This window comes from Limnohabitans sp. TS-CS-82 (assembly GCF_002943475.1).
Map to the genome: position 1 here is coordinate 130,410 of NZ_PTQX01000011.1, position 21,247 is coordinate 151,656.

Sequence of the window (21,247 nt, forward strand, 5' to 3'; positions counted from 1 at the left end):
AAATCACACGTTGTAAGTGCTTTTTAAGCGGCACTTACAATTTCAAAAGGGCTGCATGAATTGCAGCCCTTTTTTCGTGGAAGGCGCTAAAATTTCATCAAATATGAGGTTTATTTGATGAAATTAATAAAACGTAACAAGTTGTTTTTGTCTTTGTGCTTCGCTGCTTTAGGTATGCAAGCAGGCAGCAGCGGTGCGCAAAACATCGATCCACCCGCCACGCATGGCTTTCCTGCGTCTCAGGCCATCAGCAACCGCTACATCGTCGTTTTCAAGCCCAGCGTGCAAAACCCTGCACAAGAAGCCGCCAATGCGATGCGCGGTGTGCAAGGGCAAACCCATCACGTTTTTAGCAACGCCATCAAAGGCTTTGCAGCCACTTTGCCTGCGGCTGCGCTGCAAGCGCTCAAAAACAATCCCAACGTCGAATCGGTGGAGCAAGACGCCACTGTGCGTCTGAACCAAGTCGCTTCGGTGCAAAACCAAGCCACATGGGGCTTGGATCGCATTGATCAAATCGACCGTCCTTTGGACAGTCAATACCACTACAACTACACCGGCGCGGGCGTGACCGCCTTTGTGATCGACACCGGCATTCGTGCCGATCACGTCGAGTTCACGGGCCGTGTGCTGGCGGGCTACAACACCGTGCCTGACGCCAACGGCACCAACGACTGCAATGGTCACGGCACCCACGTTTCGGGCACCGTCGGTGGCACCACTTGGGGCGTCGCCAAGGCCGTCAAACTCGTGCCTGTGCGCGTGCTCGATTGCGCGGGCTCTGGCACCTTGAGCGGCGTGATTGCGGGTATTGACTGGGCCGCAGGCAGCACCTTGCGACCTGCGGTGGCCAATTTGTCCTTGGGCAGCAGCTATTCCAGCACCGTCAACGCCGCTGTGGCAGGCGCCGTGAGCAAAGGCATCACCATGGTTGTGGCCGCTGGCAACAGCAACGCCAACGCTTGCAGCTACTCGCCGTCGAGCGAGCCTTCTGCCATCACCGTAGGCGCCACCACCAGCACCGATGCGCGTGCGTCGTACTCCAACTACGGCAGTTGCTTAGACATCTTTGCCCCCGGCAGCAACATCACCTCGGCTTGGTACACCAGCACCACGGCCACCAACATCATCAGTGGCACCTCCATGGCGTCGCCCCATGTGGCTGGTGTGGCTGCGTTGGCCTTGCAAGCCAATCCCAACGCCACCCCAGCGGCGGTGGCCACCTTTTTAACCAGCAACGCCGCGCTCAACAAAGTCGGCTCTGCCGGTACAGGTTCCCCCAATAAGTTGGTCTATTCATTGGCTAACGGCGCACCTGGCATCGTGGTGCAACAAACGGTGGCCATCAAGAGCTTGACGGGCAGCGCTCAAAAATCGGGCAAAAATTGGCAAGCTTCCGTGGTCGCCAGCGTGCGTGACGTCAACACCGGTGCCGCCGTCGCCAACGCTGTGGTGTCTGGCGCGTTTGCACCAGGCGGCGCCACCAGCTGCACCACCGCCAGCACCGGCAGTTGCACCGTGACGCGGACCGGCATCCCCACCACCACCGTGTCGACCACCTTCACGGTCAGCAATGTCAGTGGCACCAATTTGGTCTATAGCGCCACACAAAACGCAGCCACACAGGTCACCGTCGCCAAACCTTAAGGCTTAAACGCCACCCCAGCCAATCGGCTGCCCGCCTTCAGCCCTTTTTTTGCAAACCAGCCTTGGTTCATCTCCAGCACAAAGCGCACGGGCTTGGTGGAGCAATGTGAATCGGTGGTTTGCGGCTTCATGTCTGCCAAGTTGACGATGGTGCCGTCGTCGGCCACAAACGCGGCGGTCAGGGGCAGCAGGGTGTTTTTCATCCAAAAACATTGCGTGCTGGGTTGCTCAAACACAAACAGCATGCCCTCGTGCGTGGGCATCTCAGCGCGAAACATCAGGCCAATGCTGCGTTGCTCCGGCGTTTGGGCCACTTGCACATCCATTTGGTACATGCCCGCTTGCAACTTGATGCGGGGCAGGGTGGTTTGGGGCGTGTCTTGCGCGCTGGCTGTTGCGGTGCTCAACGCCACCAGCAGAGTGAGAAAAAGTCGTTTCATAGCGCACAAATATAGCTGAGGCTTGCCCCTAAAATTATTGAACATAACTAAAACCCACGGGAGCTTTCCGCATGTCTTACCAGCACATTCAAGTGCCGACTCAAGGTCAAAAAATCACCGTCAACGCCGACATGTCGCTGAACGTGCCCCCTCAGCCCATCGTGCCCTTTATTCAGGGCGACGGCATTGGTCAAGACGTGACCCCCGTGATGCGCAAAGTGGTCGATGCAGCCGTGGCCAAAGCCTACGGCGGCGCGCGAGAAATTCAATGGATGGAAGTGTTTGCGGGCGAAAAATCCACCCAAATCTACGGCCCTGACGTGTGGCTGCCCCAAGAAACTGTGGACGTTTTGCGCGACTACGTGGTCTCCATCAAAGGCCCCTTGAACACCCCCGTGGGCGGTGGCATTCGCTCACTCAACGTCGCACTTCGCCAAGAGCTCGACCTGTACGTGTGTCTGCGCCCCGTGCAGTACTTCAAAGGCGTGCCTTCGCCCTTGAAAGAGCCGGAAAAAACCAACATGGTCATCTTCCGCGAGAACTCGGAAGACATCTACGCGGGCATTGAGTTCGCCGCCGAAAGCGCCGAAGCCAAGAAGTTGATCGCCTTCTTGGTCAACGACATGGGCGCCACCACCATCCGTTTCCCCAACACCTCGGCTATCGGCATCAAACCCGTGTCCATCGAGGGCACCGAGCGCTTCATTCGCAAAGCCATCCAATACGCCATCGACCACGACAAGCCCAGCGTCACCATCGTGCACAAGGGCAACATCATGAAATTCACCGAAGGGGGTTTCCGGGATTGGGCCATGGCCTTGGCGCAAAAAGAGTTTGGCGCCACCCTGATTGACGGCGGTCCTTGGTGCAAATTCAAAAACCCCAAAACGGGCCAACAAATCATCATCAAAGACGTCATCGCTGACGCCTTCTTGCAGCAAGTCTTGATGCGTCCCGCCGAATACTCGGTGGTCGCCACGCTCAACTTGAATGGCGACTACATCTCCGATGCCGTGGCCGCGCAAGTCGGCGGCATTGGCATCGCCCCCGGCGCCAACCTGTCCGACAGCGTGGCCTGCTTCGAAGCCACCCACGGCACGGCGCCTAAATACGCGGGCAAAGACTACGTCAACCCCGGCTCCATGATCTTGTCTGCCGAAATGATGATGCGCCACATGGGCTGGACCGAGGCGGCTGATGTCATCCTCACGTCTATGGAAGCCGCCATTGCCAGCCACCGTGTCACTTACGACTTTGCACGTTTGATGGACGGCGCGACGCAAGTCAGTTGTTCAGGCTTTGGGCAGGTGGTGGTTGACAGTATGTAAGTCGCAACCCTTGGTTTTGGTCTTTTCATAAAGGCCTCCAAAACACAAGCCCTTGGGATGTCAAATTCTTGAGGGTTTTTGCATTTTTGATAATTAAAAATACAAAGTCTTTTTACATCATTTAACAAACGCAAGCACTCATACAAGCGCTGATCATTACAATTAAAGTCAACACAAAGTATTCATTCTTTGGTTCGTTTTGTAACTTCAGCCACAGCGAGTGCCCTATGACCAACAAGCCCAAAAAATCAGCCGCCATCGTTAAAACGATCAAGAAAAGCGCCAAAGCGCTGCTGTCAGGTAAGAAAGACGTCAAGCGTTTGGCCGCTGCGCTGCCGTTGACGGCGATTTTGGTGGAAGAGGTCAGGGCGGCGCAAAGTCACCTCGGGCCGGTTGAGTTAACCGCCAAAGATGCGCTGGACAGCTTGGCATTGGAGACGCAGACGACCGAACTTGAACCGCAGCAAGCCCAACTTGAAGAGGCATTGACGGATGAGCAAGTGGCGGAGCTGCAAGAAGATGTTCATTTAGAGGTGACACGCAGTGAGCGTGATCTCTTGTTGGCTCAAGCGGACACGGCCCCACCTGGCGGTGCTGCAACCATTTCCGATGCGGGCGCCAGTGCAGGCGCAGGCGCAGGGGCTGCCGCTGCACCTTTTGAATTGAGCGCTCTGCCCCTCGCTGGCGCCGGAATCGCCCCTATCGCGGGTGCCCTTGGTTTGGGGGCTGTGGCTGCCAACAACGCAAGCGGTACGGCTGGTGTGGTCAAAACGTACACCTTCGCCATCGTCAAGGCCACCGACAACCAAGGCGCGATCGTTGGCGATGTGCTCAAAAACGGTGCCACAGATGACGAAACGCCAACCCTCGTCGGTACAGCAACCCCAGGCAGTGTGATTGTCATCAGCGAAGCTGGCATTGTTTTTGGTTCCGTTGTGACAGACGCTAATGGCAACTGGAGCTTTACCTCGAAGCTCAAACAAGCCCAAGGCGAGCACACGTACACCGCCACGATGTTCATCGATGAAGCCACCGTTGAATCCACGACCTTTAGTCTCACGATCGACTCGTTTGCGCCTCTTGCCCCCCAAATCGTGTCTGTGAATGACGATGCCGGTTTAACCACAGGCGTGGTCAGCCCCAAGGTCATCACCGACGACACAACCCCGACCTTTCGTGGCACAGGCACAGCTGGCGACACCATCACCCTTTTTGACGGCACCACGCAACTCGGCACCACACAGGTTTTGTCAAACGGCACTTGGAGTTTCACACCCACCAGCGCTTTAAGCAGCGGCACACATAGCGTGACCTCGCAAGCCAGCGATGCTGCAGGCAACACCAGCCCCGCATCTGCAGCCGTTGAGTTTGTGGTGGGGGGCGCTACCCTCACTGAAGCGCAAGCCGCCGACGCGCTGGCCAAAGGCCAGAGTTTCGCCAGCAGTGACCGCATCACCTTGAACCAAGCCGACGACAACCTGAGCTTGAGCCTCAAGCAGTTGCAAAAACTAGGCATCGACGCCGTGTCTGTGGCTGGTGTGGTGGGCGACCTTAACCTCGACTTGGGCGCAGGCAGCGCGTTGTCTGCAGGTGCGTTGCCTGTGTTTGGCGACAGCGACAACAACGGCACGCTGAGCGTGGCAGAAGACGCCGCGCTCAATGTCAGCCTGAACGTCGACAGCTTGGCCCAAATCAATGAGCTGTCGAGCTTGTCGACGGGCTTGGCTGCATCGGGCATCGATAACGTCAATCTCCATCTGGCCGATCAAACGGCACTCGATGCCGTGTTTGCCGACTCGGGTTTTGGCACCAGCTTCGACAGCTTCATCGCCGCTGGCCTGAACGCCAGCATCGACATGACCAACAACCTGGCTAGCCTCAACGCAGCGCAAGCCAGCAGCATGATTGCCGAAGGGTTGCACTTTGCCAGCAACGACATCGTCGATGTGCAATTCGATACGGCTCAGGGAACTCACCTGAGTACGAGCCTTAAAGATTTGCAAAAACTGGGTATCGATGCCGTCGGAATTGGTGGCGGCGGTGGATTTGTCTCGGCATCAGCGTTTAGTGCTGTTTCGGTCCCAGGCATCAGCCTCGACCTCGGCTCAGGCGCCAGCACTTTGAGCGCAAGCGGCCTGCCCAAATTTGGCGATGCCAACCAAGATGGCACCCTCAGCGCAGCCGAAGACGCCGCCCTCAACGTCACCTTGGACGTGGCCAACCTCAGCCAGCTGCACGAAGTGGCTGGCGTGTCGGGCTTGGCCGGTTTGGGCATTGATGACGTGTCGCTCAACTTCACCAACCAAGCCGCGTTCGACACTGCCTTTGGCGCGAACAGCAGCTTGGTAGCCGATCTCTCAGCCCTGCACACCGCAGGTCTGAACACCGGCACCATCGACATGGCCAGCAATGCCGCCACGCTCAGCGCCACGCAAGCACACGCTTTGGTGGTCGATGGTCTGCACTTTGCCGGCGCAGACAGCATCACCGTCAACGCCGATGGCACGCACCTCAGCACCAGTCTCAAAGAGTTGCAAAAACTCGGTGTCGATGCTGTGTCGTTCGCCGCGGGTGGCGACACGCATGTGGGCCTCGACTTGGGCGACTTCAACAACTTCGATGCGATCAGCTTCAATGGCTTGCCCGTGTTTGACACCGCGCTTGATGTGACGCTTGGCGTCAACAGTTTGGACCAGCTCCACGGCATCACCACCGCTGCAGTGGAGGCTGCCTTGAACAGCGCCAACATCGACAGCATTCAGCTCAATGTGGCCGATCAAGCCGCTTTTGATTCAGTATGGTCAAGCTCTGCAAACACCAGTGCCTTTGCCAGCGACTTGGCTTCCCTGCATACCGCAGGTTTGGACGTCACCACGCTCGACGTGGGCGGCAGCTTCATCAATTCGCAGATTCATCTGAGTGAGTTGCAAGCCGCCACACTCAACACTGCGGGCCTGCACTTTGCCAACAACGACTTTGTGTCGATGGATGTCACGGCGGCTCAAGGCACGCACCTCAACACCTCCATGGCCGACTTGCACAAGTTGGGCGTGGACACCCTCACCATCACCGATGGCGAGCACATCACCGACTTGGGTGTGATGGCCAACAGCCTCACCAGCCACGGCATCTCGCACCTCGGTTTGTCCAGCAGCGATTTGTTGGACAACACCACGCTCACCGCCGGTTCGACCTTGGCCCAGAAAGTGGGCACCTTCGACTGGGCGAACAGCGGCATCGACTTCTCGCTGGGCGTGGACAGCAATGTTGCGGACCTCATCAGCATGCTCGAAAACGGTGTCGATGTGTTCACCGGTCAAGCCTTGGCCAACACCGCTGTGTGGGGTGACCTCATTCAAGTGTTGCAAGAATCTGGGTTGGGTGGCATCAACCTGCACAGCTCAGCCACTACCAGCGCGACGTCTGCCAACGTCGTGGTCAGCGACGAGCTCACCGGCGCTTTGTACGACGCAGGCATGCTGCACGCTTTGCCCAATGCCAACATCACCCTCGATGTCGGCACCAATAAAGTGCTGCAAACCAGCCTCAAAGCCATGCTCGACCTCGGTGTGGACAAAGTCCAAACCGACCACAAGGTCTACGTGGACTTGGGCCTCGACCAAGCCACCGCACACGACATGCAAGGTCTGTTTACCGCCTTCACCCACGACACTACCGTGCCCACCAGCGGTTTGTTTGGCGGCAAAGAAGCGGGGCTGGTCGTCGACCAAGCCACCTTCAACACCATGGGCGCCAGCGATGTGCACACCTTGGTGCAGCAGCTCTCCAAGCTCGGCATCACCGAAATCGATGTGCTTGGCAGCAACCACGTCGTCACGCACGCCTACCAAATCACGGCGCAAACGCAAGTGCTGTCGCAAGTCGACATCTTGGGTACCTCCAGCGCTGGTACCGACTTGGCTGTGTTCGACACAGACATCTTGCACAAGACCATCAAGGCATAAAGCTAACCCAAGGCCACGCACATGCTCGACGCCCTCAGCACCCCAAAGCAGGGCCTCGCGGCCTCGCAAGCACCGGTTCGCAAAATCTTGCAACAGTGCCGCAACGCGTTTTGGTTTGCCTTCGGGCTCACCTTCGTCATCGACATGCTCAGCGTCACGCCGCTGCTGTACATGATGAGCGCTTACGACCGTGTGCTGTCTAGCCGCAGCGGGGTCACGCTGGTGTCGTTGACGTTGGTGGTCATCGCGTTTTATGTGTTTTGGTCGGCGCTGGAGTGGATTCGTGCGCGCCTCATGGTGCGCCTGTCCCTGCGCATCGATTGGGACTTGGCTGCTGACGTGTTTGACGCCTCGTTTCGCCGCTACGTGGGCCGTAAAAATGTGAATGTGCATCAGCTCTTGGGCGACTTGCTCTCGCTGCGTCAGTTCTTCACCGGTCAACCCGCGTTGGCCTTGATGGATGCGCCATTCGCCTTGATCTTCATTTTCATTGGCGCTATTTTTCATCCGTACTTAGCCATCTTTGCGGCCGCTGCATCGTTGCTGATGGTGGTGGTGTCTTACCTCACCGTGAAGGTGACCAGCCCCATTCTGAAAGAGGCCAACGACGCCAACGCCGAGGCCTCGCGCGTCGCCGCTGAAAGCCTGCGTCACGCCGAGTCCACTTTGGCCTTGGGCATGTTGGGGGCGGTGCGAAACCGGTGGTACGCGCAACACCGGCACTTCTTGACCAACCAAGTCAACGCCAGCGAAGCCACCGGACTCATGGGTGGCTTTTCTGGTTTCTTGCAAAAGGCGTTGCCCTCCTTGCAAATGGCCTTGGGCGTGTTTTTGGCCATGGAAAACCTCATCACCGGCGGCATGATCATGGTGGCTTCGATGCTGATCAGCAAATCCGTGTCGCCCATCCAAAAACTCATGGGCTGCTGGAAAGAAATCATCCAAGCCCGCCAAGCCTACGAGCGCTTGAACGAACTGCTGGCTCACGACCAACAAGCCACCAACACCATGCAACTGCCCGCACCCACGGGCCGTGTCGACGTGGCCGATGCCGCTGCTGTGCCCCCCGGCCACAACAAAGCCGTGGTGTCGGGCATTCACTTCGCCCTACAACCTGGCCAAGTGCTGGCCGTGGTTGGCCCCAGCGCGGCGGGCAAATCGTCGCTGGTCAAACTGCTGCTCGGCGTGTGGAAACCGGCGGTGGGCAGCGTGCGCTTAGACGGCGTAGAAATCTCGGAGTGGAGCCACGACGAAGTTGGCCCCTTGGTCGGCTACGTGCCTCAAGAAATTGCCTTCTTTGAAGGCACCGTGGCCGAAAACATCGCCCGCTTGGGCGAGGTCGACCCCGAAAAAGTGGTGCACGCCGCCCAACTCATTGGCATGCACGACGCCATCCTGACCTTCCCCAAAGGCTATGACACCCCCTTGGGTGAAACCGGTTTTGCCTTGTCGGGTGGCCAGCGCCAACGCATTGCCATTGCCCGCGCCATCTACGGCATGCCCAAATACGTGGTGATGGACGAGCCCAACTCCAACCTCGACGAAGTCGGCGAAAACGCGCTCATCGACACCGTGCAAGCCCTCAAAGCCAACGGCAGCACCGTGGTGCTGACCACGCACCGCCCACGCCTGATTGGCACCGTCGACATGATGCTGGTCTTGAAAGCCGGCCAACAAGTGGCCTTTGGCACTGCACAAGACATGTTTGAAGCCATGCGGCGTTTGCAATCTGTGCCGTCCGCAGCCACTGCCAGCGATGCACCTGCAGGTGAGGGCGCTGCAGCCTCCGCGCCCATCCCCGTAACAAATGCTCAGCCCGCCTTGGTCGCCGTGGCCGGAGGTGCCGCATGAGCGACCACAGCAACGCCGCCGCCGTATCTGCCGCTCACAGCCTCTCCGTCCTTGACCGCGCCAAAGTCGTGGACGACAAACTCACCGGCTGGATCGACGGCTGGAACCCCTACAAACCCGAAAAACTCCACAGCCGCGGCTTGCAACCCGTCATGGTGGAAGAGTCAGACATTCGCCGCAATGCCGCCAAGTGGTTTTTGGGCTTCTTCGCCGTCTTCTTGGCGTGGGCCTTGTGGGCGCCTATCGACGCGGGCGTCACCGTGCAGGGCAGCGTGTCGGTGCTGGGCAACCGCAAAGCCATTCAGCACCCCACCGGCGGCGTGGTGCAAGAAATCATGGTGCAAGAGGGCGCGCAAGTGCAGCAAGGCCAGGTGCTCTTGCGCATCAACCCGCTTAAGAGCGAAGTTGAAATGACCGGCGCTGAGCTGCAATACATCAACCTGCTCGCCACCGAATCGCGCCTCAAAGCCGAGCGCGACAACGCGGGCGCCATCAAATGGGGCGACGAGCTGGCCAAGCACTTCAAGCCCAACGACCCCCGCGTGGCCGAAGCCAAAGCCCTGCAAGTGCAACTCTTCAACTCGCGCAAATCCGAGTTCAACAGCCAAGTGTCCAGCCTGAACGAGCAAATCGAGGGCCTCAACAGCGTACTCACCTCGCGCAAAGTGCAGCAACGCAGCTTGGGCGAAGAAATGAGCAACACCCAATCGCTCGCCAAAAACGGCTTTGTGCCCATGGCCCAAGCCAACCAAGCCGAACGCCAAAAGAGCGACATCGACTCCAGCATCGCCAGCACCCAAGCCGACATTGCCCGCGCCAAACTGCAAATTGCCCAAGTTCGCAGCACCTTGCTCAAAGACGTGGACAACCAGCTGCAAGAACTCCAAAAAAACCGCGACGCGATGCTCAGCCGTTTAGACAGCGCCAAATTTGACCGCGACCTTGCCGAGGTGCGCGCCCCCGTCAGCGGCAGCGTGGTGGGCCTCAAAGTGTTCACCGAAGGCGGCGTGGTCACCAGCGCCCAAGTGCTGATGGAAGTCGTGCCCAAAGACGAAACCCTCATCGTGCAAGCCAAAATCCCCGCCACCTTGATCGACAAAGTACGCGCAGGCATGCCCACCGACATGCGCTTTACGGCCTTCAACCAAGCCACCACCCCCGTCATCCCTGGCAGCGTCAAAGTGGTGGGCGCCGACAAAGAGCCCAGCAGCAACCCCAACGAAGGCGATTTCTACATGGCCCAAGTCGAAACCACCAAAGAAGGCCTAGAGCGCCTCAGCGGCCTCAAAGTGCAACCCGGCATGCCCGTGGACGTGGTCATCAAAGCAGGCGAACGCTCGTTCATGAGCTACTTGCTCAAACCACTCAGCGACAAGATGGCACGGGCGTTCAAGGATTGATTTGACGTTCGCTTCATCTCGGATTTGACCCAAAGGGCTCGCCTAAACAGCGAGCCCTTTTTTATTGTTACTCACACTTACAAAATATTGGTTTTTTAACAAGTTTTTACATTTCATGTAGTACTATTTGAATACTATAGATGTAACTAAGTGGGTATTCAATGATCTTTAAGTGCACATGGAGAGCAGCCGCTTGCGCGCTGACGGCGGTAGCGTGGTTGGGTGGTTTTAGCACCTCGGCGCAGGCGCTAGACCTGTTGGGGGATTACCAAAAGGCCTTGGCCTACGACCCCACGTTTCAAACCGCCTTGGCCGAGCGCCAAGCCAATTTGGCCAGCGCCACCCAAGCCCGCGTGGCCTATTTGCCTGAAGGCAGCATCAGCAACCAGCGCTTGCAGACCGACACCAGCGACCGGCGCACCCTCACGTTGACCCAGCCCTTGCTCAGCCTTGAGCGCATCGCCACCTTCCGCATGGCCGAGCCCCGCGAGGCGTTTGCCGAAGCCACCTTTGTGGGCAAACAGCAAGACCTCGCCATGCGCTTGCTCAAAGGTGCCAACGCCATCATCTTGGCCAACGAAAACCTCAAGCTCAACGCCGCCAAAATGGCCGCGCTCGACCAACAAGCCTTGGCCGCCAAAGCCAAACTCAGCCTAGGGCAGGGCACCATCACCGACCAGCGTGACATTGAAGTCAAAGCCGCCCAAGCCAAAGCCCAGCAACTCAACTTCAAAACCGCGCTCGACGTGGCCGCCAAACAATACGCCGCCATGACTGGCGCACGCCCGAAGGTGGCCGAGTTTGTGCTGGTTCAAAAAGACCGCAGCCTGCAACTCAAAAGCGCCGCCGACTACGTCGACCTCGCCTTGCAAAACAACCCCGCTTTGCAAGCCGCCCGCTACGCCGAGCGCGTGGCTGAGCTGGATGTCGACAAAACCACCGGCTCGCTCTTTCCCACCATCTCGGCCACCCACAGCCAAAGCAAATCGGGCAGCACCAGCGTGCAATACAGCGGCATCACGGTGAACATGCCACTGCAAGCTGGCAACTTCTACGCCCGTGAAAGCGTGCAAGCCAATTACCTCAAAGCCAAAGAAGCCACCCGCGACGTGGAAGAAAAAACCCGCCTTGAAGTGGAAAAACTGCGCGCGCAAATTGAAACTGGCTCAGAGCTGCTGACCATTCAGCAAGACGCCATCGCTGCCGCTGAACTGAGCCTAGAAGCCAACCAAAAAAGCTACGAAGGTGGGGTGCGTAGCGCGGTCGACATTTTGAATGCCACGCAAACCGTGTTTCAGGTGAAAAGCGACTTCGTCACCGCAGCCACCAGCCAAGCCGAAAACCTGCTGGGCCTCGCCATGCAAACCGCCACCGAGCCCGAAGTGGCTGTCACCACCATCATGCGTTTCATCGCTGCGGAGTAAACCACATGAAAATTGTGATCGTTGCCTCCAGCCCCGACTGCAACACCGCCAACCTGCAAACCCTGCTTCAAGCCTCCGGCCTGCAAGCCGCACGCCCCAGCGCCAAATACGGCCACACCGCCAGCGACTGGCACAGCAAAATCTACACCGCCCTCGACCACGACATCGACGGGCTCACCACCCAAAGCCCGCTGCCTGTGGGCATCGCGTGGCTCGACTTGGCCGTTGACCTGATGGTCTCCAACATCGACCAAGTGGAATGGGGCTTTGCCGACGCACGCGCCACTTGGTTGCTCGACTTTTGGCGCAACGTCGACCCACAAAGCCGCTTCGTGCTGGCCTACACACCGCCCCAACACCTCGACCTCTCCAGCCCCCAAGCCCTCAACACTTGGCTCAGCTACAGCGGCGAACTCCTGCGCTTTTACAAAGCCAACAAAGCCCGCACCATCTTGGTCGACAACAGCGAAGTGGGCATTTATCCCGCACGCTTGGCCTACACCTGCCAAAAAACGTGGTCACTCACCACCGTGGACTGGCAAAAACTCGGCACTGTCGCCGCCTCGGCCTCGCCCAGCACCTACGGCCCCGTGCCCTCGCTTGCCGCCAAACTCGGCAAACTTTTGCACCAGTCGCGCACCCCCTTGCTCAACCCGAGCACGGCCGTGATGTCCACCAAAAAGTCAGGCAAACCGCAAGGCATGTTGGGCGCGCTCTTTGCCCTGTTTGGCAAATCAAAACAACTCAGCGAAGACTTGGACCGTACCCAAGCCGAACTCGCCCAAACCAATGGCCAACTGAGCCAAGCCAACCTCTTGCTCAGCGACTTGGGCCAAGAAAAACAAAACCTGCAAACCCAAGCGCAAGACCTGCAAACGCAAATCAGCAGTTTGCAAGCGCAAGCCCAAACGCTGCAAGCGGAGCGCCAAACTCTGCAAGCACAAATCAGCGCATTGCAAACGCAAAACCAAGCCCAAAGCCAAGAAGGCGAGTTGTTGCTGAGCCAGCTGCACCAAGTGCAAGAAGAGCTAGAGCGCTACGCCTTGCAAAACAAGCAAGTGCAAGAGCAGTTGGCCAAAACTGTCGCAGCAGAAGCCGCCCTCAAAGCTCAGCTAGACAACGTCACCCAAGCGCTAGAAGCCAAAAGCAACGATCTGGCCGCCAGAGCCAAAGAGCTGGTCGACGCGCAGGCCGCAGCACAAACGGCCAGCGCAGCCGCACAAGCTGCCGCCGTCAAAGCCAAGCAAGAAGCCGATGCAGCAGCCAGCGGGGCCAAAGCGCAGTTAGACGCCAAAGCCAAAGAACTTGCAGACAAAAACAACGAGCTAGCCGCCAAGGTCAAACAGCTGACTGATGCACAAGCTGCTGCGCAATCGGCTGGCGCTGCTGCCCAAGCCGCCGCCGCCCAAGCCAAGCAAGAAGCCGAAGCTGCCTTAAGCGCCGTCAAAGCCGAGCGAGACACGCAAGCGCAACTGCTGCAGCAAGCTCAAGCCAAACACCAAGACAGCACCCAAGAAAACGAGCTGCTGCTTTTGCAACTCATGCAAGCGCAAGAAGAGTTGGTCGAGTACTACGAGCAAAAAGGCGAGTTCGAAAAACGCTACCTCGCCTACAAAGCCCGCTGGGACCGCCTCGAAACCCGCATGCCTAACTACCTCGACTTTGGCGCGATGGACATCGTCAACGTCGACAGCATGTCAGACACCCCCAGCATCACTTGGCAGGTCAAAGACTTTGCGCAAGCTGGCGTGGCGCTCAGCGAGTTCAGCTTTGTCACCGTGCTGCAAGACGGCCACCCTGGCATTGGCTTGGTCAAAGACGGCAAGCCCCAAGCCTTTGGGCCCAAGTTGCTCAACACCGACAAAGACCACCTCGCCACCTTCTTGGCATTGGGCACCACCGAGTTTCGCCAGCTCACCGCTGCCGTGTCCATCTTGGCGCAGCTCGATGCAGGGCAGTGGCAGGGCTTTGTGTTCCCGCCGCAGTTTGACCTTGGCTTTTGGCGTGCCTCGCTGCAAACCCTCATCGCGCAACTCAAAACCTTGCCCGCCTTGCTGCGCTACGACGACGTGCACCTCAAGCGCGAGCTCATTAACCCCGACTACGAGCACCTCTGGCTGGAGTTTCATGGCCTCAGCTTGGGCACCACGCAGCTCAAAAAGTTTGAAATTCGCTTGGGCGCGGCCTTGGTGCAAGCCACCGGCTTTTCGCAATACCCCAAGTTTGAAATTCCGCTCATCGACGGCAAAACCAAACCCTTTGAGAGCTGGTACGCCGAGTCGCACGACGACAGCGGTGCCAAGCTAGAGCTTCGCTTCTCGATCGACAAAAACGCGTTCGACGTGGCCGTGTGGTCCAAACTCGCCGACGCCGACAAAGCCTTGCTCGCCCGCGTCATCTACGCCATGCCCGACGCGCTCAAACGCCTTGACGCACAGAAAGTGTCCATCCACCGTTCGTGGGCCACTTGGGTTAACTTTGCCACCGACGCCGTGCGCGTGCTGGAGCGCAACCGCACCGAGCCCGCCAAACTGGCCCCCAGCGCGGCCCCCAAACTGCAACCTCCAACCGCAGCCCCCCAAGCTGCTGCGCCTCAAGCTGAGCCGCCTTCAAAGCCACTTGCACCGCTGCCCGCAGAGCCAAAGGCCGCCGACAAAGTCATCCACATTGCTGCCACGCCTGTGCCCAGCAAATACAACATGGCCAATGGCATGACCGCCAAGCAAGCCAAACAAGCGCGGAGAGCCAAAGCTTGATCACCCGAGAACAAGCCGTCTTGGCCTACCGCCTCATGCTGGGGCGCGACCCTGAAAACGAAGACGTGGTCACCAGCCTGTGCCAAAACACCCACAACACGCACGCGCTGCGCGAGGTGTTTATCAAGTCGCCCGAGTTTGTGCAGCGCATGGGCGAGTTGCTCAAACAGCCGCAGCAAGTGCGCCACCGCCACCCCTACCACTTGCCCAAAATACCCGTCGAAACCGAAGCCTCTGACGAGGCCATGGGCCAAATGTTTGAGCGCATTCACCAAGCGTGGGAGCACCTTGGCAGCACCGAGCCCTATTGGTCGGTCGTCACCCAGCCGCAATACGTTCAGGCTGAGTTTGAGGCGCACCGCCAGCAGTTTTTCGACTCGGGCAACCACAGCTGCCAGCTGTTCTTAGCCGCTTTGCGTCGCAACGGTATCAACCCTGCCGAGCTCAGCACCTGCCTCGAAGTAGGCTGCGGCGTGGGCCGCGTGACGGGCTACTTGGCAGGCGCATTCAGCCAAGTGCTGGCCGCCGACATTTCGCAAGCCCACCTCAACTTGGCCCAGCAACACCTGGAAGCTCAAGGCGCGAGCAACGTCACGTGGCTGCACTGGCGCACCGTGCAGCAAATGCGCGAGGTGCCGCAGGTGGACGCCATTTTTTCGCTCATCACCCTGCAACACAACCCACCCCCTGTGATGGCGTGGATGCTGCGCACCTTGCTCGCGTGCCTGCGCAGCGGCGGCGCGGCCTATATACAGCTGCCCACCTACCGCCACGGCTACCTGTTTGAAGTTCAGCGCTACCTGCACAGCGCGCCCACACGCGGCCTTGAAATGCACTTTTTGCCCCAGCCCGACGTCTTTGCCATCGTGGAGCAGGCCAACTGTCGTTGCCTCGAAATACGTGAAGACGCCATGGTGGGCGACGAAGACAAGATGCTCTCCAACAGCTTCTTGATTCAGAAGAAATAAGCCCCAATGCCCGCTACCGCCTCAAAGCTGAACGCAGACCTTGCCAAGCAATTTGCTTGGCTGCTGCGCCCAGACGTGCGCGACACCTTTGCCAGCCCAGACAACCCCGCCTTTGGCGAATGGTGGCTCATCAAAGGCAGGCAAGCCTTCCCAGGCTGGGCCGACAGCATCACCCCCGCGCAGCAAAGCGCCTTGTTTGCCACCAACACCCAAGCCACCTTGGCCGAAGTGCCGCTTGACGTGCCCCAAGTGGTCAACCTGCTGGGCCAATACCGGCCTGACGCCGTGGCCGAATGCACCAAAGAAGGCCAACTGCAACACGACAAGTTTTTGGCATGGGCCATCGTCCGCGGCTTGCCCGAACACCAACTGGCCCAACACGCCCCCCGCAGCCTTGTGGCCGCGCTAGACCAGCCCGTGCCCAGCACCGTCAACCCACCCAGCGAACACAGCGAACACAGCGTGCCCGCCGCCACGCTGCTGATGTACCTGCTTTGGCGCTTGATGGACAGCACCACCCAGCAAACCCGCAACCTCTTTACCCCTGAAGGGCGACTTGCCTATTTGGGGTGGTTTTTTAGCGTGGTGGGGCAGCTAGGCATCGCGCCCTTGGTGGCAGGGCGCTGGAAATCATGGGTCAAGTCGCAGCCCAGCTACACAGCCGCACAAGTAGCTTGGGCCAACGCAAGCCTTACACCCGCCACAACAACGCCCGCGACCAATAAGGCCGACAAGCCCTTTGGCGTGAATCTGTACGGCTTTGCTTACGGTGAGCTAGGCATTGGCGAAGACCTGCGCATGGCCGTGGCCTGCTGTGAAGCCGCCAACATTCCTTATTACGTGGTGAATGTGGATGCTGGCGACGTACGCCAAGCCGACCGCCTGCTAGAGGGCAAAACCCACGAGCTGCACAGTGCGCAGCTGCCGCCATACCGCACCAATATTTTTTGCCTGCCCGCGTTTGACACCGTCAGCCGCATATTCATGCAAAAGGGTGCCAGCCCATTTGAGGGCTATCAGAACATTGGCTGGTGGCCGTGGGAATTAAGCGTGTTTCCTAAAGCGTGGAAGCCCTATGCCTTTGAACTGGTAGACGAGGTGTGGGCCAGCAGCACATTTTTAGAAGACATGTACAAGCGGTCAACAGACAAGCCCGTGCACTTGGTGCCCTTGGCCGTGAGTGTGGACCGCCTTCAAAAACACCCCCGCAAATACTACGGCTTGCCCGACAACACGTATTTGTTTTTGTATGTGTTTGATTTCAACTCTTCTGTTGCACGTAAAAACCCAATGGCTGCGGTGAATGCCTTTAAACAAGCATTTCCGCAAACAGATAAAAACGTGGGCTTGGTTTTGAAAACCATGAACACCAACCCTAATAACCCTGAGTGGCAAGCGTTTATAAAAGAGTGCAACGCGGACAAACGGATTTATGTAATTACTGAAACGATAGACAGGCCAGACGTCTTGGGACTGATTGACGCTTGCGATGCGTATGTATCGCTGCATAGGGCAGAGGGGTTTGGGCGAACTATTGCTGAGGCAATGTTGCTTGGTAAGCCGGTTATCGCTACGAACTATTCGGGAAATGTCGATTTTTTAAATACTAATAGTTTGAGTTTAGTTGGATTTGATGAGTGTGTGATTAGCGAAGGTGAGTATCCATGGGTTGAGTTCTATGATGATGCTGTTTGGGCAAGTGCCAATGTTGATGAGGCATCTAATAAGTTGCAGTTGCTAAGGCTAAATGGCTTTAAATATGAGTATAAAAATATATTTATATTTGATATCGAATATTCTTCGGGAATAATCATTGAGAATCTTAATAAGATCGGGTAAGTATGGAATATTTAAAAAATGGGAATCTGGCTTTTAAATCAGGCAATTTAAAACTCGCACTAGACTTTTATTTAAAAGCTAAGGAGTTTCAGCCCGAATTAATATCGGTGATTAATCAGAATATAAACAGAACGCGCAATCGATTAAATACAGAGTCGCACCCTATTTTTTTTCAAGATGCAAAAAAAAATCTTAAAACGCGACAAATTTATGAAGGCAGATTAGAAGTTAAGGATCAACCGTTATATCGTGGTTGGGCTGTTAATCGTGACGAAAAACAAATAATTTTTCCGCTTGATATATTAATTGATGATGTATTTTACAAGACGCTAAATAATAACGATCGTCGCCCTGATTTGCTGCGAGCTGGTAAATCGGACGGGTTCGGTGGATTTAATTTTTCTGTACCAGATGAGATTATATCAAGAAATAGTTTTAACTTAAAAATTATATTTCCAAGCGGAGAGTTCTTGTGTAATGAATTAGTGAAGAAAAAAAATACTAGAAGTCTAGTGCAGAAGTCAAGTCTCAGCAAGTTAAATAAGGTGTCGGTTATTATTCCTATATTTAACGCAATTGATGACTTGCGAGTTTGTTTTGATCGGTTGATGAAATATACAGATAGATCGGTTGAGTTAATATTTATAAATGATGCAAGTTCAGATGAACAAGTAGCAAAATTCCTAGAATCTATATCAAAAAATGAAAATGTAACAATATTAAATAACGAGGTGAATTTAGGGTTCACGAAAACTGTAAACAAAGGGATCGCGTTTTCCGGCAAGAACGACGTCGTTTTATTAAACTCAGATGCTAGAGTTGTACCGCGGTGGTTACAGGGCATTCAGCGAGCTGTCGCTACATCTGACAATATTGGGACAGTAACGCCGATGTCTGATCGAGCCGGGGCATTTTCAGCTCCATTAATCGGAAACGACAATCCATTACCAATAGGTGTAAGTGAAGTGGATTATGCAATTGCATTTAGAAGAAATTCAATTGGTTATTATCCAGTCGTACCCACAGGTAATGGATTTTGCATGTACATTCGTCGACAGTGTATAGATGAAATCGGTCTGCTTGATGAAGTTGCATTCCCGCGAGGCTATGGTGAGGAGAATGACTTTTGCATGAGGGCGAGATTGAAGGGGTGGATAAATATAATTGATGATCGCACATATGTATTTCATGATCGATCAAAAAGTTTCGGCTTTGAGAAAGAGGGACTTATTAAATCAGGTCGAAAGATGATCGATGAAAGATATGCAGACTACGGCAAGGCAATAAAGATATTTTCTAAATCAGAAAATATTGGTGCAGCAAGATTTAAGGGAAAAATTGCATTAAAAGAGTCAAAAAATGGGGTAATTCCACGCGTGTTATATGTTATTTCAACATTGACTGGTGGAACCCCCCAAACTAATCGAGATTTAATGTATTCATTGTCCGATGCAATAGAACCTTGGCTATTGCGTTGTGATGCAAAGACGGTCTCATTATACAAAGTAAATAATGAAAGCGATGAGTTAATTTATGAGCATATATTGCGTGAACCTGTTGATCCACTTACGCATGTTTCGTCAGATTATGACGCAATAGTTAAAGAGTGGATTGCAATTTATGATTTTGATATTGTTCACATTCGTCATATTGCATGGCACTCAATTAACCTACCAAAGATTGCAAAACAATCTGGATGTCGTGTAATTAAATCATTTCATGACTTTTATGATGTTTGTCCTTCGGTTAAGCTAATTGATAATGATTCAAGATATTGTCGAGGGGTTTGTTCCAATTCTTCAGGAGATTGCGTACAGCCTTTGTGGGGTGCGGACGATTTCCCTAAATTGAAAAATGGTTGGGTAAATCGATGGCGTGATATATTTTCAGATTCTTTAAATTACTGTGATGCTTTTGTAACAACCTCGGTTAGTGCAAGAAAAACTATTTTAAATAATTTAAATCTTTCGAAAAATATCCCTTTCGAAGTTATTCCGCATGGTCGAGATTTTTTAGATTTGAGAATTCCAGATGTCCATTCAATGCCTAAGGATGTATTAAAGATCCTTGTTCCGGGTAATATAGATTCTGCAAAAGGCTTAGATGTTATTAAAGAGATTTTGAAATCCGACACCAGCCATGCGTTAGAGTTTCATATTTTAGGAGCGTGTGAAGAATTATTTTTAGATTCTCGTGTTGTTTTACATGGGGCATACAAAAGAGATGATTTTGTTAATTTAGTTAGGTCGATTTCACCACATCTTGGTGTGGTTTTCTCGATTTGGGATGAAACATGGTGCCATACCTTAACCGAAATTTGGGCTGCTGGATTACCTGCAATTGTTTTTAACTATCCAACTATCTCATCTCGAGTAGAGAAAGGTTCTGCTGGCTGGATCTTTGAAAGTAATGATGTTAACGGATTAAAGAATTTGTTTAATCGAATATTAGTTGACTCTAGAGAGTATCAGACGAAGTTGAAAAATGTAATTGATTGGCAGAAATATGAATGTATATTTCAATCCAAGAAGTTCATGGCTATCAATTATTTTAATTTATATAAAGACAGTAATTCAAGGGGAGATTTTATTGCATTGCTTTGCCCTTCTGACAGGAGCTTAATTTCTGCTCCTGGATCAACTCATGTAAGAATATGGGAAAAGACAAAGAATTCCTTAAACAGATCTTTAACTTACATTCGATTAAATGAAGATCAGTTTTTGTCTGGCGTGTCATTAGGTTTTGTGAAAAAAGCTATTATTCAAAGAAATGCATTATCAAAGAATACTTGGGAGAATATTACGCACGCTATTATTAACCATCAGGTTGAGTACGTATTAGATTTAGACGATGATTTGCTTAGTGTTCCAAAAGATAAAGATCCTAAAGGTGAATATGTTCGTTATAGTGAAACTCTCGGTTTGATATGTAGTCACGCTAAGGTGGTAACTGTTTCCACAGATAGGTTGCTTAGTAAATACTCCCTAATTAACGATAATACTAAATTAATTGAAAACTGTTTGAATGTGTTGACATGGCCAGAGCCCGTCTTTAATAAGAAGGATAACTCGGGCTTTAATTTACTTTATTTTGGAAGTGCTTCTCATACTAATGATTTGGAGATGATTTTTCCTGCAATCAAAATGGTTAAGTCTAAGATTCCTGAACTTAAGTTATTTGTTGTTGGAGTTACTTCAAAGAATATTCCTTCAGATTCTTGGGTTGAATTTGTTAAAGTGCCTGATAAATGTAAAAACTATATTAATTTTGTTCCGTTTTTAAGAGACTTAGCTTCGAATTGTCATATTGGATTGGCTCCCCTTGAGGAGAGTGATTTTAATTCGCATAAGTCTTGTTTGAAATTGATGGAGTATTCAGGGCTTGGTTTAAGGGCTGTTGCATCGAATGTAGAGCCATATTGTGGTTTTTATGATGAGTTCAATGGCGGAACGCTTACTTTTAATACGAATGAGGATTGGAGTTCTGCAATTCTTTCAGAATATAAAAGAATAGATGGCGGAGTGTCTTTAGTGGATTTTTCATTAATCAAATCAATTTGGGAAAAAAGTATTTTTCAACCTAATGTTTTCGATGAAATATTGCTATCCATTTTTTCTAAATAAAAATTT

At 54.0% G+C, this 21,247-nt stretch carries 11 protein-coding genes; 10 read left to right on the forward strand and 1 reads right to left on the reverse strand.

The features are described from left to right. Positions 1–117 precede the first annotated feature (117 nt). The gene (locus tag C5F52_RS20020; RefSeq protein WP_104800123.1) at positions 118–1,647 is read left to right on the forward strand and encodes a S8 family peptidase; all 1,530 of its coding nucleotides are present in this window, start codon (positions 118–120) and stop codon (positions 1,645–1,647) included. On the opposite strand, the gene C5F52_RS20025 is transcribed toward C5F52_RS20020, so the two are convergent. Next, positions 1,644–2,087, reverse strand: coding sequence for a DUF192 domain-containing protein (locus C5F52_RS20025; protein WP_104800124.1), 444 nt, complete (start codon positions 2,085–2,087; stop codon positions 1,644–1,646). The genes C5F52_RS20020 and C5F52_RS20025 overlap by 4 nt on opposite strands. 71 nt (positions 2,088–2,158) lie before the next feature. Between C5F52_RS20025 and icd the strand changes: the two genes are divergently transcribed. From icd to C5F52_RS20070, 9 genes are all read left to right on the forward strand, one after another. After that, positions 2,159–3,415, forward strand: coding sequence for an NADP-dependent isocitrate dehydrogenase (gene icd, locus C5F52_RS20030; RefSeq protein ID WP_104800125.1), 1,257 nt, complete (start codon positions 2,159–2,161; stop codon positions 3,413–3,415). Between the two features lie 227 nt (positions 3,416–3,642). Next, positions 3,643–7,380, forward strand: a complete 3,738-nt coding sequence (locus C5F52_RS20035; RefSeq protein ID WP_104800126.1) for an Ig-like domain-containing protein — start codon at positions 3,643–3,645, stop codon at positions 7,378–7,380. 21 nt (positions 7,381–7,401) lie between these two features. Beyond that, the gene (locus C5F52_RS20040; RefSeq protein WP_104800127.1) at positions 7,402–9,231 is read left to right on the forward strand and encodes a type I secretion system permease/ATPase; all 1,830 of its coding nucleotides are present in this window, start codon (positions 7,402–7,404) and stop codon (positions 9,229–9,231) included. Further along, positions 9,228–10,631, forward strand: coding sequence for an HlyD family type I secretion periplasmic adaptor subunit (locus C5F52_RS20045; RefSeq protein WP_104800128.1), 1,404 nt, complete (start codon positions 9,228–9,230; stop codon positions 10,629–10,631). Before C5F52_RS20040 ends, C5F52_RS20045 begins: the two co-directional genes overlap by 4 nt. Before the next feature lie 161 nt (positions 10,632–10,792). Continuing rightward, a complete protein-coding gene (locus tag C5F52_RS20050; RefSeq protein ID WP_104800129.1) occupies positions 10,793–12,055 on the forward strand; it encodes a TolC family protein in 1,263 nt (420 codons plus the stop codon). 5 nt (positions 12,056–12,060) lie between these two features. After that, the gene (locus C5F52_RS20055) at positions 12,061–14,811 is read left to right on the forward strand and encodes a hypothetical protein (protein ID WP_104800130.1); all 2,751 of its coding nucleotides are present in this window, start codon (positions 12,061–12,063) and stop codon (positions 14,809–14,811) included. Beyond that, positions 14,808–15,779, forward strand: coding sequence for a class I SAM-dependent methyltransferase (locus C5F52_RS20060; RefSeq protein WP_146100128.1), 972 nt, complete (start codon positions 14,808–14,810; stop codon positions 15,777–15,779). Before C5F52_RS20055 ends, C5F52_RS20060 begins: the two co-directional genes overlap by 4 nt. Positions 15,780–15,785: 6 nt before the next feature. Then, complete coding sequence (locus C5F52_RS20065; RefSeq protein ID WP_104800132.1) at positions 15,786–17,618, forward strand: glycosyltransferase; 1,833 nt, start codon at positions 15,786–15,788, stop codon at positions 17,616–17,618. Between the two features lie 2 nt (positions 17,619–17,620). Beyond that, positions 17,621–21,241: a glycosyltransferase gene (locus C5F52_RS20070; protein ID WP_104800133.1), complete on the forward strand. Its 3,621-nt coding sequence runs from the start codon at positions 17,621–17,623 to the stop codon at positions 21,239–21,241. The last annotated feature ends 6 nt before the right edge of the window (positions 21,242–21,247 follow it).